Here is a 25,465-nt window from a genome sequence, read left to right as displayed (position 1 = left end):
CAAAGAGGATTCATGGAAGAACAACAGACAAGCGCTTTCGCGCTGGGCACCTTCGAAGTGGCCGGGGAGGAATTCCCCGGCGCGGTCTTCGGGGACCGGGTGGTTGACCTGCGCACCGTGCTGCCGGGAATTTCCCGCGTCAGCGATCTCTTCGCCGACTGGGACGCGCACCTGGATGTACTCGCGTCCATCGACCCGGCTGCGGCTGGTGCCCGCCCCCTGGAAGCGCTGGACGTGCTGCCGCCGGTGCAGCCGGTGGGCAGCATCATCGCAGCCGGGGCAAACTACCGGGAGCACGTCCTGCAGATGAGCGTGGCCCACAAGCTGGGCAGGGAAGGTGCGGATGCGGCGCAACTGGCAGCCGACGCGGCAGCCGAAATCGACGAGCGCGGCCGCTCGGGTGATCCCTATGTCTGGACCGGATTACCATCGGCAGTATGCGGGGCCTATGACGAGGTGCTGTTGCCGGATGTGGGCGGCAACGTCGACTGGGAACTGGAGCTCGGGGTGGTCATCGGACGCAGGGCTCATCGTGTCTCGGCCGGGGAAGCCTTTGATTACGTGGCCGGGTACACCATCGTCAATGACATCACCGCCCGCACGCTGGTCCCCCGTAACGACATCGCGATGATGGGCACCGACTGGTTCCGCGCTAAAAACCAGCCCACTTTTTTCCCGACCGGACCCTACCTGATGCCAGCACGGTTCGTCCCAGACCCGGCGAAGCTGCGGATCCGGTTGAGCCTCAACGGCAGTCTGATGCAGGACGCCCTGGCCGATGACCTGCTCTTCGATATTCCGAGCCTGATCGCTTACGCCTCCTCGGTGGCCGTACTGCTGCCCGGGGATGTTCTCATTACCGGTTCGCCGGCGGGCAACGGTTCCCATTGGGGCCGTTACCTGAGGGATGGCGACGTGATGGAGGCGGAAATCAGCGGACTCGGTACCCAGCGTTCGACGGTCCGAGGGCCCAGCGGGCAACTGCCTCCCTGGTACGTTGATCGGCCAGGCGCTGTCGCTGCCGCCGGCGGAGCTGCCCGGTGACCCTGCGCCAGAGCCACTTCGTCCCGCCGGTGTCCTGCCTGCTGGCGGAAGACCTGGGATTCCTGCAAAGAGCACAGGTGCTGCTCACGCGGACTACCTCGAGCGCCGAGCAGCTTCGGGCCCTGCTCTCCGGGGAGCAGGACATGGCTGTCACCGCGATCGACAACCTGTTCGAATGGACCTTGGCCGGGGCCGACCTGCGCCTGGTGGCCCAGGTCGAGGCGACTACGCCACTGGGCATCCATGCCCGCGGCGGCCTCGCAACACTGGCGGACCTGGCAGGGTGCCGCTTTGCCGTTGACGCTCCCAACAACGGTTTTGCGCTTATCGCCAAGCGCCTGCTTCGGGACGCCGGCGTCGAGGTTGACTACGTAGTGGTGGGTGGTGTGCGCCAACGCCTTGATGCACTGCTCGCCGGCGACGTGGAAGCGACGCTGCTCGGGGCGCCGTTCGACAAACTGGCCGAAAAGGCCGGGTTCGCCCGCGTCGTCGACATCAATGCATGGCTGCCGGAACTGCCCGGCCAAGGACTGGTGGTGCGCGCCGACATTCTCGAATCCGAGGAGTTGGAGCGCTACCTCAATGCCCTGTTACGCGGGGTGGAAGCCGGAGGACGGATGCCGGATATGCAGGGCATCGAGTTGCTTGAACGCTGCGGATACCAGGCCGGAGCCGCAAGTGCGTGGCACTCACGGGCACGCACGCTTGCAGTGGATCATCGCGGGCTGGAGCTGCTGACCGGAATCCGGCAAAGCCTGGACATGCTTCCGGGCACCGTTGCCCTGGAGGAGCTCTGCGACTCAGAACCGCTGCGGAGGGCAATGCAGCCCTCCCTCCACCAGTCATAGATTCAGAACAACTGCATTGGCCCTACGGCACGACCCCTGGGATTGCCCCATTGCAACCGCACAAATTCAATGCGATACTGTACGTATCGTATGGATGAAACTTAGGAGTAACCATGAAACTGGGACGGATAGCAGTGCCCACGCCCGACGGCGAACAGATCCGGCTCGTCGCGGCCCAGCCTGAACAAGGACGGGTCATTGATCTGGCACGCGCCTATGCCCTAACCCTTCAGCGCAAGGCCGCCGATCCTGACCGGGCACGGGCGCTGGCCCTGGCGGTCCTCCCCGGGAGCCTGGCTGCCGGAATTGGGGGAGGCTCCATTTTCCTGGACGCGGCCCACGACGCGCTTGCCGCTGCCGACGACGCCTCGTACCCGATCGACGAGGTCTCGTGGCGCGCTGCTGTCGACTCTCCCGTCATACGGGACGGCCTGACGTTCGAGCAGCACATCCAAAACTTCCATCGTATTGTCGCCAAGGCGCAGCCGGCCCGCTCGATTTACGACCGGCCAGGCTATTTCAAGGGCACCACGGCCATGTCCTACGGGCACAACCAGGAATTGCCCTATCCCGACTTCACGCAGGCCCTGGACTGGGAGCTTGAGGTTGGCTACGTGGTGGGCAAGTCGGGGAGCGACCTGACCCCGGAGACAGCGCTGGACCATCTCTTCGGCATTACCATCTTCAACGACTTCAGCGCACGCGATATCCAAGCCGCTGAAATGGCCATCGGCATGGGCCCGCAAAAGTGCAAGGACTTCGGCTATGGCATTGGCCCTTGGGTCACCACAGTGGATGAAATCGCATCCATTGAGGGGTTGCGCGGCCAGGTGCGGGTCAACGGGGAAGTCCTCTCCGACACCAAGGTCGAGGACTTCGTGTACACCCCTGCCGAGTTGCTGGCCTACGTCTCGATCTCCGACCGCCTGCAGCCAGGGGACATCATCGGTTCCGGCACCATGGGCTTCGGCGCCGGCGTGGAGATCGGCAAGTTCCTGCAACCCGGCGACGTTATTGAACTCGAACTCGAGGGCGTAGGCACACTGCGCACTCCGATTTCCGCCGAGCGCCACAAGGCGCCCTGGTGGCCTGAACCGCGCACCTACCCGCACGAAGAATGGGTGGCTTGATGACCCGGCCCCCAGTCCGCCGCGTCGTCACCGGCCACGACGACAAGGGACGCGCCGTCATCCTCTCGGACGGAGCGGCACCCAACCACTGGTCTTCGGACATGATTCCGGGATTCGGTGCCACAGTCCCCTGGCTGACCGAGCCTGGGGTGATCGATCATGTCAGTGACGAGGATCCAGCGAGCGCGGACGCCGAGATCCCCAGCTTTCCCGCCCCGGGACAGACGATCTTGCGCATCGCCGACTTTCCCCCGGACTCGGTGTATCCGGATGATGCGGGCTCGGTGATCTTCAGCGAGCTCGACGGGCATGACGAAGCCGAAGCGGGGGCCGAGCACAGCGGGTCCAAGCACTTCTGGTTCCATCGCACGGACTCGCTGGACTACGCCGTCGTTCTTCAGGGTGAGATCACCCTGCTGGTGGATGAAGGTGAGTCAACCATGCGTGCCGGCGATGTGGCCGTGCAGCGCGCCACCAGCCACGCGTGGTCCAACCGCACTGACCAGACCGCCAGGGTTCTCTTCGTGCTGATCGGAACCGAACCACTCACGGCAGCACAGATCGCTGAGCGCAGGGAGGCCTCCCGGCACTTGGAGAGCGCATGATCACCAGCGCCCAGGCCGCGGACGGCGAGGTGATCTGGCAACCCGACCCCGCATTCGCTGAGGAGACCGGCGTCGGCCGATTCGCCGCTTTCCTGGAAGGCCGCAACATTGAGGTTGGTTCCGGCTACGAGGAGCTGTGGCAGTGGTCGGTGGATGAGCCGGAACAGTTCTGGGAACTGTTCGCCGAGTTTGCCGGCGTCGATTTTGGTGGAACGGCGGGGCCGGTGTGCACGAGTGATGCCATGCCGCACACGCGCTGGTTCCCGGGACGCACCCTCAACTTCGCGCGGCACCTGCTGGAGGGCCATGAGGGGACCGCACTTATCGGCATCGCAGAGGACGGTACGCGTGAGGAGGTGAGCTGGGATGCCCTAAGGCGGGACGTGGCCTCCCTGGCCGCGTACCTGCGTGCCCGTGGTGTGGGCAAGGGGGACCGCGTCGTCGGAATACTTCCCAACGTTGCCGAAGCCGTCGTCGGGCTGCTTGCCGCCGCCTCCGTTGGAGCCATCTGGTCGGTCTGTGCTCCGGAGTTCGGACCGGGCGCAATCGTGACGCGGTTCGCCCAGCTCGACCCTAAAATCCTCCTTGCCGCGCCTGGCTACCGGCTCGGCGGGAAGGACCGGGACCGCCGTGCTGAGCTGGGGGACATTATTGCCCAGCTCCCTACGCTCGAGCACATTATTTGGGTGGGGCGGCATACCTCCATGCCAGGTATCCCCACCCAGGTTCCAGCCGTGGCCTGGGAGCAGGCTGTTGCTGAACCGGCGGAGCTGGTCTTCGAAGAGGTCGAGTTCAGCCACCCCCTGTGGGTCCTGTTCTCCTCGGGGACCACTGGTATTCCCAAGGGTATTGTCCACGGGCACGGCGGAGCACTGCTTGAGGAAATGAAAATGCTCCTCATCCATTCCGACCTGCGGCCCGGGGACCGGTACCTGAACGTCGCTTCGACGAGTTGGGTGCTGTGGAACTCGCTCGTCTCCGCGCTGGGAGTCGGTGCCACAGCCGTACTCGTCGATGGAAACCCCACCTTTCCGTCGATCGACCGGGTCTGGCAGATCGCCGCAGCAGAGCGGGTCTCGGTTCTGGGCGTCGGTGCCGGCTTCGTCCACGCCTGCGCCAAGGCATCCCTTGCGCCGATGCACGACCATGACCTGGGTGCCTTGAAGTCTCTCCAGGTCACCGGTTCGCCGCTCTCCGCGGACGGCTATCGCTGGGTATACGGCAAGGTGGGTGACCTTTGGTTGAACTCGATGAGCGGCGGGACCGACATCGCCTCCATTTTCGTCGGAGGGTCACCGACACTGCCCGTCCATGTGGGCTACATCCAGGGACCCGCCCTGGGCGTGCGCGTGGAGTCATGGGACGAAGCCGGCAATCCCACGCGGGGCAAAGGCGAACTGGTGGTGACCCAGCCGATGCCATCGATGCCGCTGAGCTTCTGGGGCGATGACGGCAGCCGGTATCACGAGAGCTATTTCGCGATGTATCCGGGGGTCTGGCGGCACGGGGACTTCATCGAATTCACGCTCCGGGGAATCCTCATCCATGGGCGGTCCGACTCAACTCTCAACCGCCACGGGCTGCGGCTCGGTTCGGCGGACATCTATGCCGTGGTTGAATCTCTGCCGGACGTCGCCGAGGCCCTGGTAGTCGGTGCGGAACTGGGCACCGATTACTACATGCCATTGTTCGTCCACCTGGCCGATGGCGCAGACCAGAGCGCCGCCCGGGAAGCGATCGCCAGATCTATCCGCGAAAATCTGTCCGTTCGGTATCTGCCCGACGACATCGTGTTCATGCCGGGGATTCCGCATACCCGCACCGGAAAGAAGCTGGAGGTCCCCGTAAAGCGGCTGCTGCAGGGATCACCGCTGGAGACCGTAGCGGATCCCGGGTCGGTGGATAACGCGGGGCTGTTGGAAGAATATGCCAGGTTTGCCCTTGACCGGCAGGCCGTATCACCATAGAGCGGTACCGGCATAAAAGGGGGATTGACTCGTGGAGTCAATCCCCTTTTATGCCTCCTTTGGCTGAGGTTCGCCAGCACGCGAATGCCGATCACCGGTTCCTTCCGGGTTGGCTGCATCCAGGACCTCGACGGCGTATTGCACAACCGCCTTGGCCCGGTTAGTGAGGATTGTTTCCTTGGGCCATACGGCGACCACGGAGGTTTGGCCTGCCCGGGGGCGGAGGTGCCTGGTGACAAGCCCTTTGCCTTCGCTCGAAACCGGGATCTGGTTGGGCCGGGACATCAGCAGGCTATAGCCGAGTCCGCGCCCGACCATTGCCCGGACGAGGTCGATTTGCGGGACGACCGCGCCAAGGTGTGGTTTGAGTCCGCGCTGGGAGAACATCAACTGCGTGTATTCCGTGCTGGGTGCCGTGTTGAGCATGATCAGCGGCTTGCCGGCCAAATCTGCCAGTTCAATGTCCTCCTCGCGGGCAAGAGGATCGTCGGCGGCCAGGACGGCCATAACTTCGGTCTCGTAGATCAATGTGCGCTCCACATCCTCGGACAGGCCGATGTCATAGACGACGGCGGTGTCCAGGCTTCCGTCTTCGAGGGCAGGCAGCAGCTCGGAGTGATCTCCTACGGTGATGCTGATATCGATTTTTGGGTGCAGCTTCGCCATGCCCTCAAGCACGGCGGGGAGGACATTGCTTGCCAGGCCTGTGTAGCAGCCCAACGCCACCGGCCCCTTCAATTCGCCGCGGATCTCTCCCAACCCGTCTGCCAGCAGGCTGGCTTCCCGCAGCAGTTCCCCGGCGCGGCGGGCGAAGTGGCGCCCCGTCGGTGTCAGGTGCATTCCCTTGGCTTTCCTGCGGATGCACAGCTGTTCCCCGAGTGCTGCCTCCAGTTCACTAATGGCATGGGAAAGCGCCGATTCGGAGATGTGCAGCTGCTGTGCAGCTGACCCCAAGGTGCTGTGTTCGGGCAGTGCCGCAAAAAGTTCGAGCTGTCGAAAAGTGAATTTCGGCACCGCCGCCTCTTTTCCTAAGGAATCGAATTAGTTCTTCTGATATCCGCAGTTTACTGGGGAATGCTTTCCCGTGACACTGATTACAACCAAGACGTACCAGCAGTGCCGGGGTACACAATGACGTGCCAGTAGGAGCAACACATGACCACAAAAACCGGGCAGTGCCCGTTCCGGGCGAATCCAGAGATTACACGTCCCACGCCGGCCTCGGTGGAACTCAAGGGTGGCGAGGTTCCCACTCCCGTATCAACGGATGCCGCAGGCGCCCCTGTGGCTGACTGGGTAGACGTGACCGCCCTTGCAACCAATCCCTATCCGTCCTACGCCCGCCTTCGGGCAGAGTCCCCGGTCGCCTGGGTTCCCCAGCTCAATAAGTTCCTTGTCACCACTTATGCGGGCTGCCACACGGTTGAACAAGACCAGGAGATTTTCAGCGCCAACGTTTCCGGTGCAACCATGACCAGGGCTATCGGCGCCCGGCCGATGTTGCGCAAGGACGATCCGGAGCACTCGCTCGACCGGGCACCGGTGAATCCCGTTCTTCGTCCCAAATCGATCAAGGAAATCTGGGGACCGGTCTTTGAGCGCAACGCCGAAACCTACCTCCAGAAAGTTGCCGAGATTGGACCAGAGGAAGCGGACCTCAACCGGGATTATGCAGCCCCCGTGGCATCGCAGAACCTGATTGACCTGCTGGGGCTGAAGGACGTGTCCGTCGAGCAGGTGCGCCGCTGGTCCCACGCCTTCATCGCAGGCATGGGAAATGTCCTGGACGACCAGTCCATCTGGGACCGATGCGACGCCGCCACCGCGGAGGCTGACCGCGTGCTGGAGGAACTGATCCCCTTCTACCGGAAAAACCCGGACGCCTCGATGTTGTCCGCGTTCGCCAACAGTGGGCTGCCCACTTCCAACATTGCGGCCAACGTCAAACTGACCATCTCCGGTGGGATGAACGAACCCCAGCACATGGTTACCAACATTGTCTGGGCCCTGAGCAACCACCACGAACAGCGCGAGCAGGTCCTCGCCGACCCATCGTTGTGGGCATCCGTGTTTGACGAGGCGGTCCGGTGGCAATCACCCATCGGCATGTACCCACGCGAAACCACACGGGAAACTATCCTCGACGGCGTCCGTCTCCCCGCGGGCGCCGGGATCGGCGTTGTGGTGGCATCCGCTAACCGCGACGACGCCCACTTCGGCGCAACAGCGGCAGAATTCGATATCCACCGGCCCAAGCGCCCCCACCTCGCCTTCGGCAGCGGCGTCCACCTGTGCGCCGGACACTGGGCAGCGAAGGCCTCCATTGGCCAGATCGCCGTGCCCATGGCCTACAAGCGCTTCCCCGGACTGCGCGTGGACGAACGACGGAATGAGAGCTGGGACGGCTGGGTCTTCCGCGGCCTGACCAGCCTGCCCGTCACCTGGAACTAAAAGCAATCCGAAGTACTAAAGGAGCAACGATGCCCACCATCACCTACACCCAGCCCAACGGCACTCAGCAAGTCCTCCAGGTCGAGGCAGGCACTACCCTGATGCGCGCCGCCGTCAACAACGGCATTGACGGCATCATTGGCGAATGCGGAGGCCAGGCCATGTGCGCCACATGCCACGTCTACGTCCGGCCGGAATATGCACAGGCACTGCCCGGCATCAGCGACGACGAAGACGAAATGCTTGACTGCACCACCGCAGAGCGTATGGACAGCTCCCGGCTGGCCTGCCAGATCGAAATCGTTGCTGACCTGCCAGAGATTGTCGTCGACATCCCTGCCGGCCAACTTTAGAAGCGGGGACGCGACATGAACGTTGTCATCATTGGCGGGGGACAGGCAGGGCTGCAGGTCGCTGACACGCTGCGGACCGAAGGATATGACGGAACAATCGACGTGATCGCCGAGGAACCAGGGCTGCCCTATCAACGGCCGCCGCTGTCGAAGGACTACCTCGCCCCGGGCAAGGAGGCGGCTCCCTTGCCGCTTAGAGGCGCATCGTTCTTCCCTGACAAGAACGTCACGCTCCACGCCGGCGTCAAGGCAACGGGTATCGACCGGGCCGAACGCAAGGTACAGACCACCGAAGGTTCACTCCACTATGACCACCTCGTCTTCGCGACCGGCGCGAGAAACAGGATGCTGAACTGCCCGGGCGCTTCCCTGCCCGGCATCCACGGACTGAAAACCCTGGCCGATGCAGAGGCGCTGCACGCGGCGCTGCCCAACGCCCGCAATATTGTGATCATCGGCGCCGGGTTCATCGGGCTGGAATTTGCCGCAGCAGCACTGGCACACCGATGCAACGTCACCGTCCTGGAATTCGCGCCACGCCCGATGGGACGGGCACTGACTCCGGCCATGAGCGAATGGTTCGCTGCCGCCCACCGCTCGCAAGGCGTCAACCTGCGCCTGGGCGAGGGCATCGACCGCTTCGAGCCTGGCACTGATGGCCGCGTCGGAGCGGCAATCTCCACCACAGGAGCTTCCTACCCGACGGATCTCGTCCTCGTCGGCATCGGGGTGCAGCCCAACGACGCGCTCGCTGCAGACAGCGGCATCGAAACCAGCAACGGAATCGTCGTCGACGAAACGCTTCGCACATCGGACCCTGCTGTTTTGGCGATTGGGGACTGCGCCAGTTTCCCCAGCGCACACGCCCAGGGCCGCTTGCGGCTGGAATCAGTCCAAAACGCAACCGACCAGGCCCGCCATGCGGCACGTACCATCCTGGGAGCGGAGCACCCTTACATGGCCCTTCCGTGGTTCTGGTCCACGCAGGGCCCATACAAGCTTCAGATGGCAGGAATTCCACGACCCGATGACGACATCCTGGTCCTCGGCGATCAGGGGGCAGCAAAGTTCTCCGTCCTCTGTTTCAGGGACGGCATCCTTGCGGCCGTGGAATCGGTGAACAGCGCTGCGGACCATATGGCAGCCCGCAAACTACTCTCCGCCGGCACTGCCATCACCCGTGGCCAAGCGGATAGCGGGGGGTTCACCCTCAAGGCTGCCGCCGGCAGGCCCATCATCCCCGTCTCTGCCTGACCGTTCTTCCGTCCCCACCTCAAGAATCTGCGGCATGTTCCATCCCCAGGGCTTCCCCAGGGGGTTACACGCTCACACCCAATTGGAGAGAAATGAGCACGTCCACCCACAGCTCAACGGCGAACCAACGTCGCGTCGCCTTCGCCACCGTCATCGGTACCACTGTTGAGTGGTACGACTTCTTCATCTACGCCACCGCCGCCGGCCTGGTGTTCGCCCAGCTGTTCTTCGAACCGGCCGGCGCGTCCATCGGCCTGCTGTTGTCCTTCGCCTCCGTCGGCATCAGCTTTCTCTTCCGGCCCCTCGGTGCCTTCCTGGCCGGCCACTATGGAGACAGGATCGGGCGCCGCGCCATGCTCGTGATGACCTTGATCCTTATGGGTGCGGCAACCACCTTGATCGGCTTCCTGCCAACCTATGCAACCGCCGGTGTTATCGCCCCCGTCATGCTCCTGCTCCTGAGGATTCTGCAGGGCATCTCCGCCGGCGGTGAATGGGGAGGGGCCGTCCTCATGGCAGTTGAGCACGCCCCGAGCGACCGCCGCGGGCGGGCAGGAGCGTTCCCTCAGCTGGGCGTTCCGCTGGGGCTGCTGCTGGCCACCGGCGTCACGGCGCTCATGACCGGTGCCATCTCCCCGGGAGCGGCATTCCTCGAATGGGGATGGCGCGTGCCCTTCCTGCTGAGCATCGTCCTCATCGTCGTCGGCTACTTCGTACGCCGCGCGGTGGACGAATCCCCCATCTTTCAGGAGATTGCAGCAGCCAAAAAGCAACCCCGGGTACCGATCGTCGAGCTGTTTCGACGCCATGGGTTGCTCGTGATCGTCGCCGCTTTGATCTTCGCCGGCAACAACGCCGCAGGCTACATGGCAACCGGCGGGTTCATCCCCAGCTATGCCACCGGCCCGGCCGTTGGTCACGGACGCACTGACGTGCTCATCGCCGTCGCTTACGGTTCTGCAGTCTGGCTCGTCTTCACCTACCTCGCCGGTTTCCTCGCAGACAGGATTGGCCGAAAGCGCACCTACCTCATAGGCTTCGGCGCCCAGCTGCTCTCCTGCTTTCCGCTTTTCTGGATGATCAATACAGGATCCCTGCCGATGCTTTACCTGGCAATGACGATATTCACTATTGGCCTGGGACTGGCCTACGGCCCACAGGCAGCCCTTTATGCAGAAATGTTCCCAGCCTCAGTCCGCTTTTCCGGCGTGTCCATCTCCTACGCCTTGGGGGCGATCCTGGGCGGCGCCTTTGCCCCGACCATTGCCACAGCCCTCGTGCAGGCCACAGGCGGAACAGACGCCGTTTCCCTGTATCTCGCAGGGATGACGGTCATCTCCCTCGTCGCCGTCTCCCTGGTGCGGGACCGGTCAGGAATTGACCTTTCCATCCGGAACCAGGCCGAACAGGAAGTCGGCGCACTCGTTCCTGACCGGCGCAGCCTGGCCGTGTCGGCAGAGCCTGTCCGCGCTAACTAACCGCATCCCACGTGGGGACGTCCAGTCATGACACGACTGCAGACGACGTAAACCCCGGGACAAAATCGCCGTCGCCTAACGACGAGCGGGACCGTTGAACAGAGAGGTTCATTGGATTATGACTGCATCACCCACAGCAAAGCAGAGTCTGTCGTCTTTTACAGACTCTGCCGGCCTTACCTGGCGCCACTGGCTCTACTTCGCCCTCATCACCCTCATCCTCCTGGCAGACGGGATGGAAGTGACGCTGATCAGCCACACTTTCCCGTCGCTCGTCAAGGAGTGGGGTGTCTCCGTCGGCGGCGGAATCACCCTCGTTGTAACCGCCGGCTTCATTACCATGGGAGCCGGCGCGATGATCGCCGGCCGCCTTGCGGATCTGGCTGGACGAAAGACAGTTTTGACAAGCGCCGCCGGGCTCTTCTCCATCGCGACGACACTTGGGGCAACATCCCAGGATTTCACCGGCTTCGCGGTGTGGCGGCTTATCGCATGCCTCGGTATCGGCGCAGTGATGCCTACCGGTGTCACCCTCCTTGCTGATCTCGTTCCCGCAAAGCGGCGCGGGGCAATGGTTGCCGCTGCATACGCAGGTGTCGGACTGGGGACCACGGTTGGTGCGGCACTGGCCGGGACGCTCATACCCACTGGCGGGTGGCGGTCGCTTCTAGTTACAGGCGGCCTGGCCCCGGTCGCCATCATCATTGTGCTGGCTTTGGTTGTGCCCGAGCCCCCTGCTTTCTACGCTGTGCGCGGGGCAACAGAGAGGGCCAGGCAAGGACTGGCCCGCCTTGTTCCGCAGGCTGACCTGGCCAATGTAGATCTGACACCACCGGCGAAGGAGGAGAACAAGGATTCCATCAGGGTCATTCTGACCAAACGCTTCGCCCGGACGACGGTGCTCCTCTGGGTGTTCGGGTTCTTCTCGCTTGGTACACAACTGCTGATCGCACAGTACCTTCCGACGCTCCTCCAGCAGCCCTTCCCTGGCCTGAATACTGTGCAGAGCAGCACAATCGTAGGCGCGTACGGATTCTCCAGCGTTCTTGGCGGGCTGCTCCTCGGGGTCATTCTGATGAAGGTCTCCCGCTACATGACAATCAGCATTGTCCTCGCAATGTCTGTCGTGATGACCCTCGTCATCGCGTTCATTCCGAGCCCGGGGTTCTCCAGCTTGCTGCCACTCTTCACGATTGCCGGTTTCATCCTGCCGACAGGTTTCGGCCCGACACGAAACATCCTCGCCGCGGCTGCTTATCCGACGGCGGTCCGCGGCACCGGTGTCGGTATGACAGAACTTGGCGCCCGGCTTGGTTCGGCGGCCGGGGGAGCGGCCGGGGGCACCCTGATTGGCGCTGGCCTGGGTCTCTCCGCCATCTTCCTGGCGATCCTCGTGCCCCTGGCAATCCTCCTCGGAGCCCTTGCGGGACTAAGAGCCGAAGCGAAGCGAACCGGATCCCGAGCCGGGACTCCCGAGGAAGAGGCAGGCCCTGTCCTTGCCCCTCCTATCGTTGCAAGGTGACCGCCCGCTGAACGAAAAGTGCTTCAACGATGGCGGTATCCCCGCCCGATGTGATCAGGCGGGGACTCAGCCTCGGACCCGTCCGGCAAGGCATGGGAGCGGGTGCCCGTTCAGCCGGCGGCTGCTGTCAGCGTGCAGCGGCGGCGGGTTGTTCCTGGAAGGCAGGTACGACGTGCTCGATGAAGAGTTCGAGGGAGCGTTTCTTCTCCTCGTGGGTGAGGCTGTTGTCTGACCAGATGCTGAATTCGGTGACGCCCAGTGCCTCGTAGTGGCGGAGCCGCTCGATGACCTCATCGGGCGTCCCGATCATCGCTGTCTGGTGCAGGGACTCAGGCGTGAACTCCGGGCGGTCCGCGAACTTCGCTTCAGGGCTGGGTTCGAGGAAGCCGTTCTGGGGTGTGCTCTTATTTCCGAACCAGGCGTCGAAGGTCCGGTAGAACTTGTTGATGCCCTCGGCCGGGCGCCGCCAGCCTTCGGGATCGTCGGCGGAGTGCACGTGGGTGTGTCGGAGCACCATGAGGTCCGGGCGGGGGACATCGGGGTTGTTTTCGACGGCGGTATCGAATTTACGCGCGAGGTCTTCGACTTCCTCGTCGCCCTTCATGAGGGGTGTCACCATGACGTTGCAGCCGTTGGCGACAGCAAACTCGTGCGAGGAAATGTCGCGGGCGGCGATCCACATGGGCGGCGTCGGCTTTTGAATCGGCTTCGGGACGCTGGTGGAGGTCGGGAACTGCCAGACCTCGCCGTCATGGGCGTAGTCGCCTTGCCAGAGCGCGCGCACAGCGGGCACCATCTCGCGCAGGTGCTTGCCGCCGTCGACTGCGGACATGCCTCCCATAAGGCGGTCGAACTCGAACTGGTAGGCGCCGCGGGCCAGCCCTACTTCCATTCTTCCGTTGCTGATGACGTCCAGCAGTGCGGTCTCGCCGGCCACGCGGAGCGGGTTCCAGAAGGGGGCGATGATGGTTCCTGCGCCGAGCCGGATGCGGGAGGTACGCGCTGCAAGGTAGGCGAGCTGGGGCATGGGGCTGGGGGAGATGGTGTATTCCATCGAGTGGTGCTCACCGATCCAGACGGTGCTGAATCCTCCGGCTTCCGCGAGAAGCGTCAGCTCTGTCAGGTTTTCGAAGCATTCCCGGTGCGAGACGGACTCGTCCCAGCGCTCCATGTGGACGAAGAGGGAAAAGCGCATTAGTGGCTCCTTGGTTCTGCGGCGGTCTGCGCCGGCGAATCGGTGTTCGGTGCAGCTTCCTGGGCTGCTGCAGTGCGTTCGGCGATGGTCTGATTGGCGCGGGACCAGTGTTCGTGCTCAATTTCGCGGATGATGACAGTGGTGTTTTCGGGCGCTGCGCCCACAGAGGTTTCGGCGGCGCGGTGAAGCCCATCGATGAGCGAGCGGAGCTGGGCGGGCGTCCGGCCCCGGGCAATGGAGACTTCGATCAGGGGCAAGGCGGTCAGCTCCTCATGATGAAGGGGTCGGCAATGGGGGATTCATCGGTGTTGATCCAGATGCTTTTAACCCGGGTGTATTCACGGATGCTTTCCATGCCGTGCTCGACGCCGACGCCGCTGGTCTTGAAGCCTTCGCGCGGTGATTGGGGGGACATGGTGCGGTAGGTATTAACCCAGACCGTTCCCGCCTCCAGGCGGCTGGCCATCCGGTGCGCCCGGGCCAGGTTGGTGGTCCAGACGCCGGCTGCGAGTCCGTAGGTGGTGTCGTTCGCCAGGCGGAGGACTTCCTCTTCAGTTTCGAAGGGCATGATCGCGGCGACGGGCCCGAAGATTTCCTCCCGGACCACTCGCATGGAGTTGTCAACGTCGGTGAGGACGGTGGGCTCAAAGAAGTAGCCGCCCAGGCCAATGTTCGGGCGGCCGCCGCCGGTCAGGACGGTGGCTCCTTCGGAGACGCCAAGATCAACGTAGCTGGCCACCTTGTCGCGCTGGTCCTGGAAGGCCAACGGGCCCAGTTCGGTGGCGTCAAGGAGTGGATCTCCGATGACGATGCTGCGGGCACGGTTGGCTACGCGCTCGAGCAGCTCGTCATAGACGGACTTGTGGGCGAACACGCGGCTTCCGGCGATACAGGTCTGGCCGGCTGCGGCGAAGATGCCCGCCACCACGCCCATGGAGGCGTTGGCAACGTCAGCGTCACCGAAAACGATGTTGGGGGACTTGCCGCCGAGTTCCAGTGTGGAGCCGATGAACCGGGAAGCGGTCGAGGCAGCGATGCGGGCGCCGGTGGCGGTGCTGCCGGTGAACGAGATCTTTGCCAGGCGGCGGTCCTCCACCAGCGCGGCGCCGGCTTCTGCACCGAATCCAGTGACGACGTTGATCACGCCGGGCGGGAAGCCTGCTTGATCGGCCAGCGCGGCAAGGCGCAGGACGGTGGCTGAAGTGTATTCAGAGGGTTTGATGACGATGGTGTTGCCCGTAGCAAGGGCCGGGGCGAGCTTGCTCGTGGTCAGTGTCAGCGGTGAGTTCCACGGGGTGATGGCACCGACGACGCCGAGTGGTTCGCGCAGGGTGTAATTCAGCATGGCCCGGCTTGAGCCCGGGATGGTGTCGCCCTGGATCTTATCGGCGAGGCCTGCGTAGTAGTAGTAGTACTCGGGCATTGCGGCCAGCTGGGCGCGCATTTCACGCAGTAGCTTGCCGTTGTCCAGTGATTCCATGCGGGCGAGTTCGTCGGCGTGCTCGCCCACCAGGTCACCGAGGCGGCGCAGCAGGTGACCGCGCCTGGTCTGGCTGAGGTCCCGCCAGGCAGGGTTTTCGAAGGCTGCAGATGCGGCTGAAACTGCTTTGGAGACGTCGGCTTCGTTGCCGCGTGCGGCCCGGTACAGCACCTCGAGGGTTGCTGGGTTGGTGCTGTCGAAGTAATCCCCATTCGATGGCGCGACCCATTCGCCGTTAATGAAGTGCTCGTAGCGGCGTTCAGTGGACATGCGAATGCTCCTTAATGAAGGCTGTCAGTTCGTTGGCGAGCTCTTGGGGACGTTCGACGGGCATCATGTGCCGGGCCCCGCTGATGACGGAGTACGTACAGCCCGGTATGGCGGCGGCCAGCCGGGCGCTCATCTCCGGCGTCGATCCGGGGTCCAGCTCACCGGTGACAGCATGGGCTGGAACGGTGATCCGCGGAAGCTCCGGCGCGATTTCCGCGTCTGCTGTGGCGAATACGCGGTAACAGGCCAGGAAGGAACCGGGGTCATTGCGCAACAGGACTTCCCTGGTGGCCTCGACCATTCCGGCTGGGACCGGGGACCCGGCGGGGTACCACCTGAGGATGGACGCCTCCACGGTCCCGGGGAAGTCGGAGGCAGCTGACTCCAACCGGGCTGTAACCGCAGCGCGCTCCTGCACTGTCCGGTCACAAACTGATCCGACCGAAACCAGGGATGCCACCAGATCTGGCCGGAAGCGGGCGAGGTGCTGCGCGACGAGGGCGCCCAGGGAGAATCCCACGACGTGGGTGCCGGGCTCCAGGAGTTCCGCGACATCCGCGGCGAGCTCTGCCAGGGTGACCCCTTCCGGGGCGACCTGTTGCCGGCGTCCGTGGCCGAGGAGTTCGATGATCTGGATGTCGAATTCCGGTTCGAGGAAATCGCGGAGCGGCCCCCACATCGACCCGTCGAGGCCGACTCCGTGTATGAGTGCGATCCGTTCGCGGCCCACGAGGCAGTCTCCCTTAATTCGCTTCGGTGCTGAAGGCGGCGAGGCGCTGCTGGGGTCGCCCCTGGGCTGCCGCAGCGAGGGCGATCACGATTTCATCGGCATGCGGCGCGTCGTTAATCCGGACCTCGATGCTCTGGTGGTGGGACCGAATGGTTGCATCAGTGATGTGCTTGAGCGGAATGTCGAACACGACACCGGCAGGGCCACGCTTTTCCACTGCCGGCAAGAGGGTGGTGGCATTGGCAGCGTCACGGAAATGGTTTCCGAAGGCCAGCGTGTGGATGAGCCCGGAACCATGCTCAATCTCGCCATTCAGGCCCACGATGGCAGCCTTCCCATACGCTTCGGCGGGGGAGCCGAGCGCTTCGAGCACGCGGGGGGCGAGCAGGGCGCCGATATCGGAGGCGTTCCCGTCGATTCCCGCTGAAAGGTCCTCGACGAAGCCTTGTCCAGCCCAGGGGTTTTTGACGATGGCTGCGACGACGGCGACTCTTGCGGCCGGGCTGACTTCGCGGCCTCCTTCGATTAGGACGTCTTCGGTCAGGGTGACGATCTTACGGATGCTCATGAAACCAGTTCTCCTAGGGTGTCTGCTTTGACTACGGGATCGGTGCGGCGGTCCCCGATGCGCGAGTGCGGCCTGGGCCCGGTCGAGGCGCCGAGGACGACGACGATCTCACCCGGGCGGGGAGCGTCACCGATGCGTGTGCTGATGGTTTGGTAGTGGGTGCGGGTGGCGGCGGCGTTCTTGTGCCAGAGCGGCACGACGAGCGAAGTGCCGGCGTCGCCACGGTCGTCGGCGAAGCAGATGATGGATTCGCCTTCGAAGTATTCACGGACGAGATTGCCAAAGAACGGTGTGTGGATGAGGGCAGCACCGTGCTCAATTTCGCCGTCGGTGCCGACGAGTGCGGCCTTGCCGAAGGCCTCGATGGACTCCACGCCGCCGAGGTTGGCCGCCAGGAGGTCAGTGAGTCTACGTGCGAGCACAGGAGCGAGCTGAACTACTTCCTCGCCCAGGTCATCGGTCGCACTGCCGCCAAGCCAGGGGTTGGTGACCACGGCAGCTGCCGTTGCGCGTACTGCCGGAACGGCGGGGGAGAGACCGTTTTCGAGCAGGATCTCCTCGCTGTAGTACACAATCTTGCGGATGCCGAGTCTTTGGTCGTTCATCGTCGAATCTTTTCGGTCATGGAGAAGCACACGGCTTCCTTTCGTCGTGGTGGTTCAGTGCCGGCCATCCGGAGCCGGGTCGGTCAGGGCTTCTCTCGATGAGGCGTGAACGTGGTTCCTCATAGCGGATTCGGCCCCGAAGGGGTCTTTATGCTCGATCATCTCCAGGACGGCGCGGTGCTCGCGGGTGGAGGCTTCGAGCCTGCCGGGGTGTTCAACCGTGCGCAGGACAAGCCGCTGATACGCCAGCTGGTTCATAAGCCGCTCGTAGTGCTCAACGAGCTTCCGGTTGTCGGAGCCGCGAACGATCGTCCAATGGAACTCGTGCACCAGCCGGGCATAGGCGTCAGTGTCATGGGTGAGGGAGGTCATCTCGGACTCCTCAAGGTTCCGCCGCAGGATCGAGAGTTCCTGGACTTCACCGCGCCGGGCAAGCAGGGAGGCCGCGAGTCCTTCCAGCGACTCCTTGAGCTGGAAGAGCTCGATGATCTCCCGGCGGGTTGGCTCCCGCACGAAGGTTCCCACCTTCGGTCGGATCTCAACCAGCCCTTCGTGCTGAAGCTGCTTGAGGGCTTCCCGGATTGGGGTCCGGCTTACCTCAAACTCCTGGGCCAGGAAAGCCTCAGGAACAACTGCGCCAGGAGGAAAGTCGCCTCCCAGGACAAGCCGGCGGATCCGATCTAGAAGTCCGTCCCGTTCAGCGGCTTCACTCACTACTTCGAGTCTCTCTTGCATACATCAAAGCGTATGTTGCATGCATCAGTCCCGTCAACAGGTGCGAAGCAATTTCTATGAATGCGCGACTCTTCCCGCCATCTCGCTATTTTTCGACGGCCTCTTGACCTGGTGATGTGACCTGCCTTACCGTCAGTGGTATGCAACAGACGCTCGAACCACTTATCACGTCCGCTTGGCTCGCCGCTTGGGACAAGGGAGACCTTGACGCCCTGGACGGCCTGGTAGCTCCCGGTTATACGCGCACCAGCAAGGCGACAGGTGCAACTGTCGACCTCGCCGGGCTCAAGTCAGAGATCGCGGCCGTTCGGGAGGCTTTCCCCGATTTGTGCACTACGGTCGACGACGTCGTCGAGGGGGACGGCACCGTCGCCGTTTTCTGGACCTCCACCGGCACCCACATCCATGAATACCTCGGCGTCCCGGCCACCGGACTCACCGTCCAGACCCGGGGCTCGAACATCCTGGTCCTTCAGGACGGCAAAATCCTGAAGGAAACCGTGACCTGGGACGGCAGCGAGCTGCTCGCCAGCCTTGGAATCCGGCCGCTCCGTGGCATCGCTTCCCCTGTGGTCCCGGATGGAGGTGAGCTTCCCGAGTTGGATCCGGACCTGATGAAGGCTTTCAACCGCCAGTTCATCACCGGAGTTACCGTTGTCACCACAAAGGAAGGGGATACCCCGAAGGGGCTGGCCGCCAACTCCTACTGCTCAGTGTCCCTGGAACCCCCGCTGGTGCTGGTCTGCGTCCAGAAGACATCCAGCACCTACCCCGCGCTCTTCTCCTCAAGCCACCTGGGCATCAACATCCTGGGCACGGAGCAACTCGGAACGGTGAAGACTTTCGCCTCGAAGGCCGCGGACAAGTTCGCCGAGCTCAACTGGCACGAAGGGCCCAAAGGAAGCCCGCTGTTGGACGGTTCTGCCGCTTCCCTTGAAGCTGAAATCCAGGAACGTTTCCAAGCCAAGACCCATACGGTCTTCATCTGCAGGGTCCGCCATGCGGAAATCGGCGATACTGCGCCGATGGTCTACAAGGCCGGGCACTTCTTCCACGGCGCCGAACTCGCCGAACTTTAGACGGCCGGCGCGGCCAACAATCCCGGACAGGAAACGAACCGCGCCGACCGAACTGCTCGTAAGCAGCGCACCGAGGTGCGCCTCCAACATTAGGACAAAAATGAGCCCAGATACCATGCGCGCTGCTGAAAGCAGCGTCGCCGAAGACCGCGGGTACCGCGACAGCCTCACCAAAATCGAGCCTTACGGCATCGAGCACATCCCCGACGTCGAACGCCATGGCAAACCCCGGTCCCAGTTCTTCCTCTGGTTTGCCGCCGGAATGAACTTTCCCATCGTCGTCCTGGGCTTCAGCGCCACTTACTTCGGCCTGCCATTCTGGGCCGCGGCCCTGGCGATCATCCTTGCCGGCGTGACCTCCTCGGCAGGAATGGGCTACCTGTCAGCGATGGGAGTCCGCCTAGGCGTTCCCCAGCAGATGCAGGGCCGCGGACCGCTTGGGTTCATCGGCAACCTCTTCCCGGTGGCCTACGTGAATGTGTTCGCCGGAATCGGCTGGGCTGCCGTGACTGTCATCCTCGGCGGGAAGGCCATCGCCCTGCTCACCGACATCCCCTTCTGGCTCTCATCGCTGATCCTCATGGCAATCCAGCTTGGTGTGGCCGTCATCGGCTACAACCTGATCCACTTCCTGCAGCGGATCCTGTCCTTTGTCCTGGTGATCGGCTTCGTCTTCATCACGATCGTGGCAGCAGCCAACGGACGCGTCGAAACTGACTTCAATACCGCTGCGAAGGGCTTTGACGGCGTGGGCGGCTGGATCATCTTCTTCGGCTGGTTCTTCTCCTTCATCGTCGCTTGGATGCCCTTCGCCTCCGACTACTCCCGTTACCTTCCCAACACGGCCGGGAACAGGCGCGGGGCCGGCTGGGCCACCATGCTCGGCAACTTCGTCACCCTTGTCTGGATGGGTATCCTCGGGACCCTCCTGGGAACAACCACCACGGCGTCCGACAGCATCGGTGCGCTGAAGGAACTCATGGGTCCCTGGGCCGCCGTCGGCCTCGGCGTCGTCGCACTGTCCTCCTTCACCCAGAACTTCCTCAATGTCTACGGTGGTGCCATTTCGATCCAGACCATGGGCGTTCCCGTCAAGCGCCACACCGCAGTCGTCTTCATCTGCATCGCGTCATACCTCGTGGCGCAGTGGGGCCAGACCGGGTTCAACGAAGGCTTCACCGCGTTCCTCAACCTGACGGCCTATTGCATCGCGCCCTACGTTGCTGTCCTGGTCTGTGACTACCTGTTCGGAGGCCGGCGCACCGAACGGGGACTGCGGGAACTTTTCGATAAGAGCCGGAAGTTCGAATGGGGCTTCGTGGCCTGGGCGGCCGGCGTCGTCCTTTCCTCCCCGTTCTGGATGTCCTCGATCTACACGGGCCCCATTGCTGCCGCCTTCCCGGAGATGGGCGACCTCTCCTACTACATTGGCGCTGCCGTCGCAGCCGGAGTCTACTTCGCAACCCACCGCCGCAAGCGCCTCTCAGGCCTGGAAATGCTGGACAGCAGCCCCGCGGCTCAAACCCTGTAATTACCAATGAGGCAGAGATTGGGGAGGGTCCCGCCAGGATCCTCCCCAACCTCTGCACGACCACGACCGATTGCCGGGGAACTGCCAGGAGCGCCAGATGAGTACCGCAACACTGCAAGGAACGGGCACGGCAGAGGACTTCATCGCTGCCTGCCCGCCCCGGGCGGTGGTGGCCGTGGTCATTGAATGGCGCGGACGGATTGCCCTCTTCAAACGCAGCCAGTCTGTTGGACACGAGCGAGGCCTCTGGCACTGCATCACCGGATACCTCGAGCCCGGCGTAGCCCCACAGGAGCAGGCCTTGACTGAACTCAAGGAAGAAGCAGGCCTGACCCTTCAAGATCTCGCCGGTTTCCAGGCCGGAGAACAGCTTCTCATTCCTGACCCCGCGGGCATCCCGTGGCAGGTCCATACCTACACTGCCGTCAGCAAGTGGCGTCGATTGACAATCAATGACGAGCACGACGCCTACCGCTGGGCCGCTCCCGCCAAGATCAGCCGCTTCTCCAACCGGGTTCCTTGGCTGGACATCGTCCTCGACAGCACGCTTCCCACTGCAAAGAACCCCGCTCCCGTGGTCCGAACCCGCGGGGTTCTGCCGGCAACGGGTCCGGCAACCCCCAATTGAGCTACACATAGTAAGGAGTCGGCTATGGCCGCACACGCGACTTTGACGATTGACCAAGAAGCAAGCCTGCTCGCCGCCGTTCCTACCGGCCTATTGATTGGCGGGCAGTGGCGGGAGGCGTCCGACGGCGGCACGTTTGACGTGCATGATCCCGCCACCGGGGAGGTGCTCGCCACCCTCGCCTCCGCCACCAGCGACGACGCTGTCGCCGCCCTCGACGCAGCCGACGCCGTGCAGGCGTCCTGGGCGCGGACAGCGCCCCGGGTGCGGGCCGAGATCCTGCGCCGGGCTTTTGACCTGGTCACCGAACGTGCCGAGGACTTCGCGCTGCTGATGACCTTGGAAATGGGCAAGCCCCTGGCCGAAGCCCGCAGCGAAGTCACCTACGGGGCCGAGTTCCTGCGCTGGTTCTCCGAGGAAGCCGTCCGCGACTACGGCCGCTACCTCACCACCCCCGAGGGCAAGAACAAGATCCTGGTCCAGCACAAACCGGTCGGCCCTTGCCTGCTCATCACGCCGTGGAACTTCCCGCTCGCGATGGCCACCCGCAAGGTCGCACCGGCCGTCGCGGCCGGCTGCACCATGGTCCTCAAACCCGCGAAACTCACACCCCTCACCGCCCAGTACTTCGCGCAGACCATGCTCGACGCCGGCCTGCCCGCCGGGGTCCTGAACGTCGTCGCCTCCTCGTCCGCCTCCGGGATCTCCGGGCCGCTGCTCAAGGATTCCCGGCTGCGGAAAGTCTCGTTCACCGGCTCCACCCCGGTCGGCAAGCGGCTGATGGCCGACGCCGCCCAGAACGTGCTCCGGACCTCCATGGAACTCGGCGGCAATGCCCCCTTCATCGTGTTCGAAGACGCAGACCTCGACGCCGCCGTCGAAGGGGCCATGGCCGCCAAAATGCGGAACATGGGCGAAGCCTGCACCGCTGCCAACCGGTTCCTCGTCCACGAATCCGTGGCCCAGGAATTTACGCGGAAGTTTGCCGCCGCGATGCGCGCGCTGGTCACCGGGCGGGGCACTGACCCGGCAGCCCAGGTCGGCCCGCTCATCGACGCCGGCGCCCGCGACGACGTCCACGCCCTCGTCACCGCCGCCGTCGACGCCGGGGCGACCGCCATTACCGGGGGCGCGCCCGTGGATGGGCCGGGCTACTTCTACCAGCCGACGGTCCTCAGCAGCGTCCCCAATGACGCCGCGATCCTGGGCCAGGAAATCTTCGGACCCGTCGCTCCGGTGACCACGTTCACCACGGAGGACGACGCCATCCGGCTGGCCAACGCCAGCGAGTACGGGCTCGCGTCCTACCTCTACAGCCGCGACTTCAACAAGCTGCTTCGGGTGGCCGAACAGATCGAGTTCGGCATGGTCGGCTTCAACGCCGGAGTCATCTCCAACGCCGCAGCCCCCTTCGGCGGAGTCAAGCAATCCGGCCTGGGACGCGAAGGCGGATCAGAAGGCATCGCCGAATACACCACCACCCAGTACATCGGCATCGCCGACCCCTACGCCGGCCAGGAAGGCAGAAAATATGAACAGCCCCAAGCCTGAAGCCGCAACCAGCGGAGTAAAGGGCCAGCTGGTTGTGATCGATATGCAGCAGGCCTTCCGTCAACCAGGCGACTGGCACATCCCGCGGTATGACGAGGCGGCGCGAACCATCGCACGCCTTGCAGGCGCAGGATTTGAACCAATAACCACACGGTTTGTCCCGGACCCGGCGGAATTGGGTTCGTGGTCCTCCTATTACAACCGCTGGCCCGGCATGCGCCGGGATCCTGCGGATCCTATCTGGGATCTCGTACTGCCTGGTGTTGACGCCCGCAGTTCCATTGACCTTCCAACGTTCACCAAGTGGGGCGAAGCAATGGCTCAACGAATCCCGGTCGGTGAGGAACTCATCCTTACAGGCGTGGCAACCGACTGCTGCGTCCTGGCTACCGCCCTTGGTGCCGCGGACGCAGGCCGCTACGTAACGGTTGTCGAGGACGCCTGCGCAGGCCAGAGCGACGCCGCACATGAGCAGGCGCTCACCCTCATGCAGCTGCTGTCACCGATGATCAACGTCGTCAAAAGCGAAACCCTGCTTTAGCCCGCGCCTGCCGGGCACTTACAGCGGCCCCTCGTCAACGTGCTCCTCGCAGGGCCCATCCTTGCTTAATACGTTAGTGACCACTAACGTACTAATTGTGTTGGACGCCTTGGAGATAGCAGCTGAGCCCAATCGGCGTCGGCTGCTGCATCTCCTGGCCGGCAAGGAGCAGGCGGTGAGCGACTTGGCTGCACATTTCGACGTCAGCCGCTCCGCCATCTCCCAGCACCTGCTTTTGCTGGAGAAGGCAGGCCTTGTAACGGCGCGCAGGGAAGGGAGGAACAGGTACTACAGGCTCAACCCCCAGGGGATGGGCCGCCTCCGATCACTTGTCGCCCAGTTCTGGACCGATGAACTGGACCTGCTGTCCTCCGACGCCGCAGCCCTCGCCGACCGGCGGGGTAATGCCCAACACGAACAGCCCGATCACTAACAATTTTTCTTAGGCGAGGACGCACATGAGTTTCGACAAAACCATCCACCTGCCGGTCACGGCCGATGAAGCGTTCGCGCTGCTGACGGAGCCGGAGCGGCTGAGGCGCTGGCAGACGGTTGCCGCCAGGGTGGATCTCCGGATCGCCGGTGATTTCCGCTGGACAGTCACCCCTGGACACAACGCAGCCGGAACGTTCAAGGAGATAGAGCCGGGCAAGCGCGTCGTCTTCACCTGGGGCTGGGAAGGCGGCGGCGATCTTCCGCCGGGGGCGTCCACGGTGACCATCACCCTGGAACCTGAGGCCAATGGAACATCCCTGCGGCTGGTGCACGAGGGACTCACCGAGGAGCAGGCCGCATCGCATGCCATGGGATGGAACCACTACCTGGACCGCCTCGTGGCTGAAACCACATCCGACGGCGGGGCCGGGACCGACGACTGGGCCTGGGCGCCGGACCCCATCGACTACCTGAGCTCTGCCGATGCAACGTTGGCCATCCTCCTGGGCGTGCTGCGCAACGTCACCGCAGCCGACTCGGACAAGGCCACTCCCTGTGAGGACTTCAACGTCGCCCAGTTGCTGGACCACCTCGCTGGATCCTTGCAGAACATTGGCCGCGCGCTCGGCGCGGACCCGGTGGACGTCAAGGAGGCCGCCCCCGAAGCACGCATCGCCGAACTCGCGCAACCCACCGTGGAGGCCTTCACGTATCGCGGCGTCGAAGGAAACGTGGATATGGGATTTGCGGAACTCCCCGCAACGATGGTTGCCGGGATCCTGAACCTGGAGCTTTTGGTTCATGCCTGGGACTTCGCGACGGCGACCGGACAGCACGTGGCCGTGTCCGACGTCGTCAGCGATTTCGTGACGGAACTGGCGCAGCAGACCATTTCCGAACAGGTGCGTTCGAGCGGCAGTTTCGCGCCGGCGCAGCCGACCGCCGAGACGGCAAGCAGCCTCGAGCGGCTGCTGGCGTTCACCGGCCGCAATGTCACCCTCTGAACCCAACAATCAAGAAAAGAAGGACCATCATGTCCAAGTATGTTTTTGTTTATCACGCACCCATGACCCCGGCCGAAGCAGCACCTCCAGCGCCTGAGGACATGGCAGCAGTGATGGGGGAGTGGAACGCCTGGGCAGGCAAGGTGGGCAATGGCCTGGTGGACTTTGGCACGCCGCTCGCCAATGGAGTCCGCGTGGCGGCTGACGGCTCCACGGCGCCAAGCCAGCGCGAAGTAGCCGGATACAGCATCATCGAGGCGGACAACCTGGATGCCGCCGTGCAGCTGGCCAAAGTCCACCCGCACCTTAACATGCCCGGAGGCTGTGAAATCGAAGTCCACGAGGCCCAGCAAATCCCGGGAATGTAGCAACTGACGTAATCGATACAGCCAGGGTGCCCGCCGTCCACCAGCGGCGGACACCCTGTACAACACCGAGAAGGCCGACGTGAAAGCCGAGGC

26 protein-coding genes are annotated in these 25,465 nt (G+C 63.7%); 18 read left to right on the top strand and 8 right to left on the bottom strand.

The window, feature by feature from the left end; genetic code table 11:
- Window positions 1-12 precede the first annotated feature (12 nt).
- The 5 genes from FNL14_RS13935 (at window position 13) to FNL14_RS13915 (ending at window position 5,594) form a co-directional block, all read left to right on the top strand.
- The gene (locus FNL14_RS13935; RefSeq protein WP_142060956.1) at window positions 13-1,044 is read left to right on the top strand and encodes a fumarylacetoacetate hydrolase family protein; all 1,032 of its coding nucleotides are present in this window, start codon (window positions 13-15) and stop codon (window positions 1,042-1,044) included.
- Window positions 1,041-1,892, top strand: coding sequence for an ABC transporter substrate-binding protein (locus tag FNL14_RS13930; RefSeq protein WP_142060954.1), 852 nt, complete (start codon window positions 1,041-1,043; stop codon window positions 1,890-1,892). Before FNL14_RS13935 ends, FNL14_RS13930 begins: the two co-directional genes overlap by 4 nt.
- A gap of 113 nt (window positions 1,893-2,005) precedes the next feature.
- Complete coding sequence (locus FNL14_RS13925; RefSeq protein WP_142060952.1) at window positions 2,006-3,022, top strand: fumarylacetoacetate hydrolase family protein; 1,017 nt, start codon at window positions 2,006-2,008, stop codon at window positions 3,020-3,022.
- Window positions 3,022-3,627: a cupin domain-containing protein gene (locus FNL14_RS13920; RefSeq protein ID WP_220126175.1), complete on the top strand. Its 606-nt coding sequence runs from the start codon at window positions 3,022-3,024 to the stop codon at window positions 3,625-3,627. Before FNL14_RS13925 ends, FNL14_RS13920 begins: the two co-directional genes overlap by 1 nt.
- Window positions 3,624-5,594, top strand: a complete 1,971-nt coding sequence (locus FNL14_RS13915; RefSeq protein WP_220126174.1) for an acetoacetate--CoA ligase — start codon at window positions 3,624-3,626, stop codon at window positions 5,592-5,594. The genes FNL14_RS13920 and FNL14_RS13915 overlap by 4 nt, the downstream gene beginning before the upstream one ends.
- A gap of 48 nt (window positions 5,595-5,642) precedes the next feature.
- Here the strand turns inward: FNL14_RS13915 and FNL14_RS13910 are convergent, their stop codons facing one another.
- Window positions 5,643-6,608 (bottom strand): LysR family transcriptional regulator, encoded by a 966-nt coding sequence (locus tag FNL14_RS13910; protein ID WP_142060948.1) that lies wholly within the window; start codon window positions 6,606-6,608, stop codon window positions 5,643-5,645.
- 141 nt (window positions 6,609-6,749) lie between these two features.
- On the opposite strand from FNL14_RS13910, the gene FNL14_RS13905 reads away from it, so the two are divergent.
- The 5 genes from FNL14_RS13905 to FNL14_RS13885 all read left to right on the top strand — a co-directional run bounded on the left by FNL14_RS13905 (window position 6,750) and on the right by FNL14_RS13885 (window position 12,652).
- Window positions 6,750-8,045 carry a cytochrome P450 gene (locus tag FNL14_RS13905; RefSeq protein WP_142060946.1) on the top strand — a complete coding sequence of 432 codons (1,296 nt, stop codon included), beginning with the start codon at window positions 6,750-6,752 and terminating at the stop codon, window positions 8,043-8,045.
- Window positions 8,046-8,074: 29 nt separating this feature from the next.
- On the top strand, window positions 8,075-8,398 hold the full coding sequence (locus FNL14_RS13900) for a 2Fe-2S iron-sulfur cluster-binding protein (RefSeq protein WP_142060944.1): 324 nt from the start codon (window positions 8,075-8,077) through the stop codon (window positions 8,396-8,398).
- A gap of 15 nt (window positions 8,399-8,413) precedes the next feature.
- Window positions 8,414-9,652, top strand: a complete 1,239-nt coding sequence (locus tag FNL14_RS13895) for an NAD(P)/FAD-dependent oxidoreductase (RefSeq protein ID WP_142060942.1) — start codon at window positions 8,414-8,416, stop codon at window positions 9,650-9,652.
- Window positions 9,653-9,744: 92 nt separating this feature from the next.
- Complete coding sequence (locus FNL14_RS13890; protein WP_142060940.1) at window positions 9,745-11,130, top strand: MFS transporter; 1,386 nt, start codon at window positions 9,745-9,747, stop codon at window positions 11,128-11,130.
- 118 nt (window positions 11,131-11,248) lie between these two features.
- Window positions 11,249-12,652 (top strand): MFS transporter, encoded by a 1,404-nt coding sequence (locus tag FNL14_RS13885; protein WP_142060938.1) that lies wholly within the window; start codon window positions 11,249-11,251, stop codon window positions 12,650-12,652.
- A gap of 127 nt (window positions 12,653-12,779) precedes the next feature.
- Here FNL14_RS13885 and FNL14_RS13880 read toward each other — a convergent pair whose 3' ends face one another.
- The 7 genes from FNL14_RS13880 to FNL14_RS13850 are packed head-to-tail and all read right to left on the bottom strand — an operon-like array spanning window position 12,780 to window position 18,214.
- Window positions 12,780-13,847, bottom strand: coding sequence for an LLM class flavin-dependent oxidoreductase (locus tag FNL14_RS13880; RefSeq protein WP_142060936.1), 1,068 nt, complete (start codon window positions 13,845-13,847; stop codon window positions 12,780-12,782).
- Window positions 13,847-14,104: a tautomerase family protein gene (locus FNL14_RS13875; protein WP_142060934.1), complete on the bottom strand. Its 258-nt coding sequence runs from the start codon at window positions 14,102-14,104 to the stop codon at window positions 13,847-13,849. The genes FNL14_RS13880 and FNL14_RS13875 overlap by 1 nt, the downstream gene beginning before the upstream one ends.
- Window positions 14,105-14,109: 5 nt before the next feature.
- A complete protein-coding gene (locus tag FNL14_RS13870) occupies window positions 14,110-15,597 on the bottom strand; it encodes an aldehyde dehydrogenase (RefSeq protein WP_142060933.1) in 1,488 nt (495 codons plus the stop codon).
- Window positions 15,587-16,327, bottom strand: coding sequence for an alpha/beta fold hydrolase (locus FNL14_RS13865; protein ID WP_142060931.1), 741 nt, complete (start codon window positions 16,325-16,327; stop codon window positions 15,587-15,589). Before FNL14_RS13865 ends, FNL14_RS13870 begins: the two co-directional genes overlap by 11 nt.
- 13 nt (window positions 16,328-16,340) lie before the next feature.
- Window positions 16,341-16,895 (bottom strand): amino acid synthesis family protein, encoded by a 555-nt coding sequence (locus FNL14_RS13860; protein ID WP_142060929.1) that lies wholly within the window; start codon window positions 16,893-16,895, stop codon window positions 16,341-16,343.
- Window positions 16,892-17,500: an amino acid synthesis family protein gene (locus tag FNL14_RS13855; RefSeq protein WP_142060927.1), complete on the bottom strand. Its 609-nt coding sequence runs from the start codon at window positions 17,498-17,500 to the stop codon at window positions 16,892-16,894. Before FNL14_RS13855 ends, FNL14_RS13860 begins: the two co-directional genes overlap by 4 nt.
- Window positions 17,501-17,554: 54 nt before the next feature.
- On the bottom strand, window positions 17,555-18,214 hold the full coding sequence (locus tag FNL14_RS13850; protein ID WP_255470841.1) for a GntR family transcriptional regulator: 660 nt from the start codon (window positions 18,212-18,214) through the stop codon (window positions 17,555-17,557).
- Window positions 18,215-18,375: 161 nt separating this feature from the next.
- Between FNL14_RS13850 and FNL14_RS13845 the strand changes: the two genes are divergently transcribed.
- From FNL14_RS13845 to FNL14_RS13810, 8 genes are all read left to right on the top strand, one after another.
- Window positions 18,376-19,314: a flavin reductase gene (locus FNL14_RS13845; protein ID WP_142060923.1), complete on the top strand. Its 939-nt coding sequence runs from the start codon at window positions 18,376-18,378 to the stop codon at window positions 19,312-19,314.
- A gap of 100 nt (window positions 19,315-19,414) precedes the next feature.
- Window positions 19,415-20,845: a cytosine permease gene (locus FNL14_RS13840; RefSeq protein WP_142060921.1), complete on the top strand. Its 1,431-nt coding sequence runs from the start codon at window positions 19,415-19,417 to the stop codon at window positions 20,843-20,845.
- A 97-nt stretch (window positions 20,846-20,942) separates the two neighbouring features.
- On the top strand, window positions 20,943-21,473 hold the full coding sequence (locus tag FNL14_RS13835; RefSeq protein ID WP_142060919.1) for an NUDIX domain-containing protein: 531 nt from the start codon (window positions 20,943-20,945) through the stop codon (window positions 21,471-21,473).
- A gap of 24 nt (window positions 21,474-21,497) precedes the next feature.
- Window positions 21,498-23,024: an NAD-dependent succinate-semialdehyde dehydrogenase gene (locus FNL14_RS13830; protein ID WP_142060916.1), complete on the top strand. Its 1,527-nt coding sequence runs from the start codon at window positions 21,498-21,500 to the stop codon at window positions 23,022-23,024.
- Entirely contained in the window at window positions 23,005-23,565 is a 561-nt protein-coding gene (locus FNL14_RS13825) for a cysteine hydrolase family protein (protein WP_142060914.1), read from the top strand. Before FNL14_RS13830 ends, FNL14_RS13825 begins: the two co-directional genes overlap by 20 nt.
- A gap of 76 nt (window positions 23,566-23,641) precedes the next feature.
- Window positions 23,642-23,998: a metalloregulator ArsR/SmtB family transcription factor gene (locus FNL14_RS13820; protein ID WP_350224006.1), complete on the top strand. Its 357-nt coding sequence runs from the start codon at window positions 23,642-23,644 to the stop codon at window positions 23,996-23,998.
- A 25-nt stretch (window positions 23,999-24,023) separates the two neighbouring features.
- Entirely contained in the window at window positions 24,024-25,004 is a 981-nt protein-coding gene (locus tag FNL14_RS13815) for a TIGR03086 family metal-binding protein (RefSeq protein WP_142060912.1), read from the top strand.
- A 29-nt stretch (window positions 25,005-25,033) separates the two neighbouring features.
- Window positions 25,034-25,372 carry a YciI family protein gene (locus tag FNL14_RS13810; RefSeq protein ID WP_142060910.1) on the top strand — a complete coding sequence of 113 codons (339 nt, stop codon included), beginning with the start codon at window positions 25,034-25,036 and terminating at the stop codon, window positions 25,370-25,372.
- The last annotated feature ends 93 nt before the right edge of the window (window positions 25,373-25,465 follow it).

Source organism: Pseudarthrobacter sp. B4EP4b, from assembly GCF_006680095.1.
Taxonomy (GTDB): Bacteria; Actinomycetota; Actinomycetes; order Actinomycetales; family Micrococcaceae; genus Arthrobacter.
This window is presented reverse-complemented; position numbering and strand designations above follow the sequence as displayed.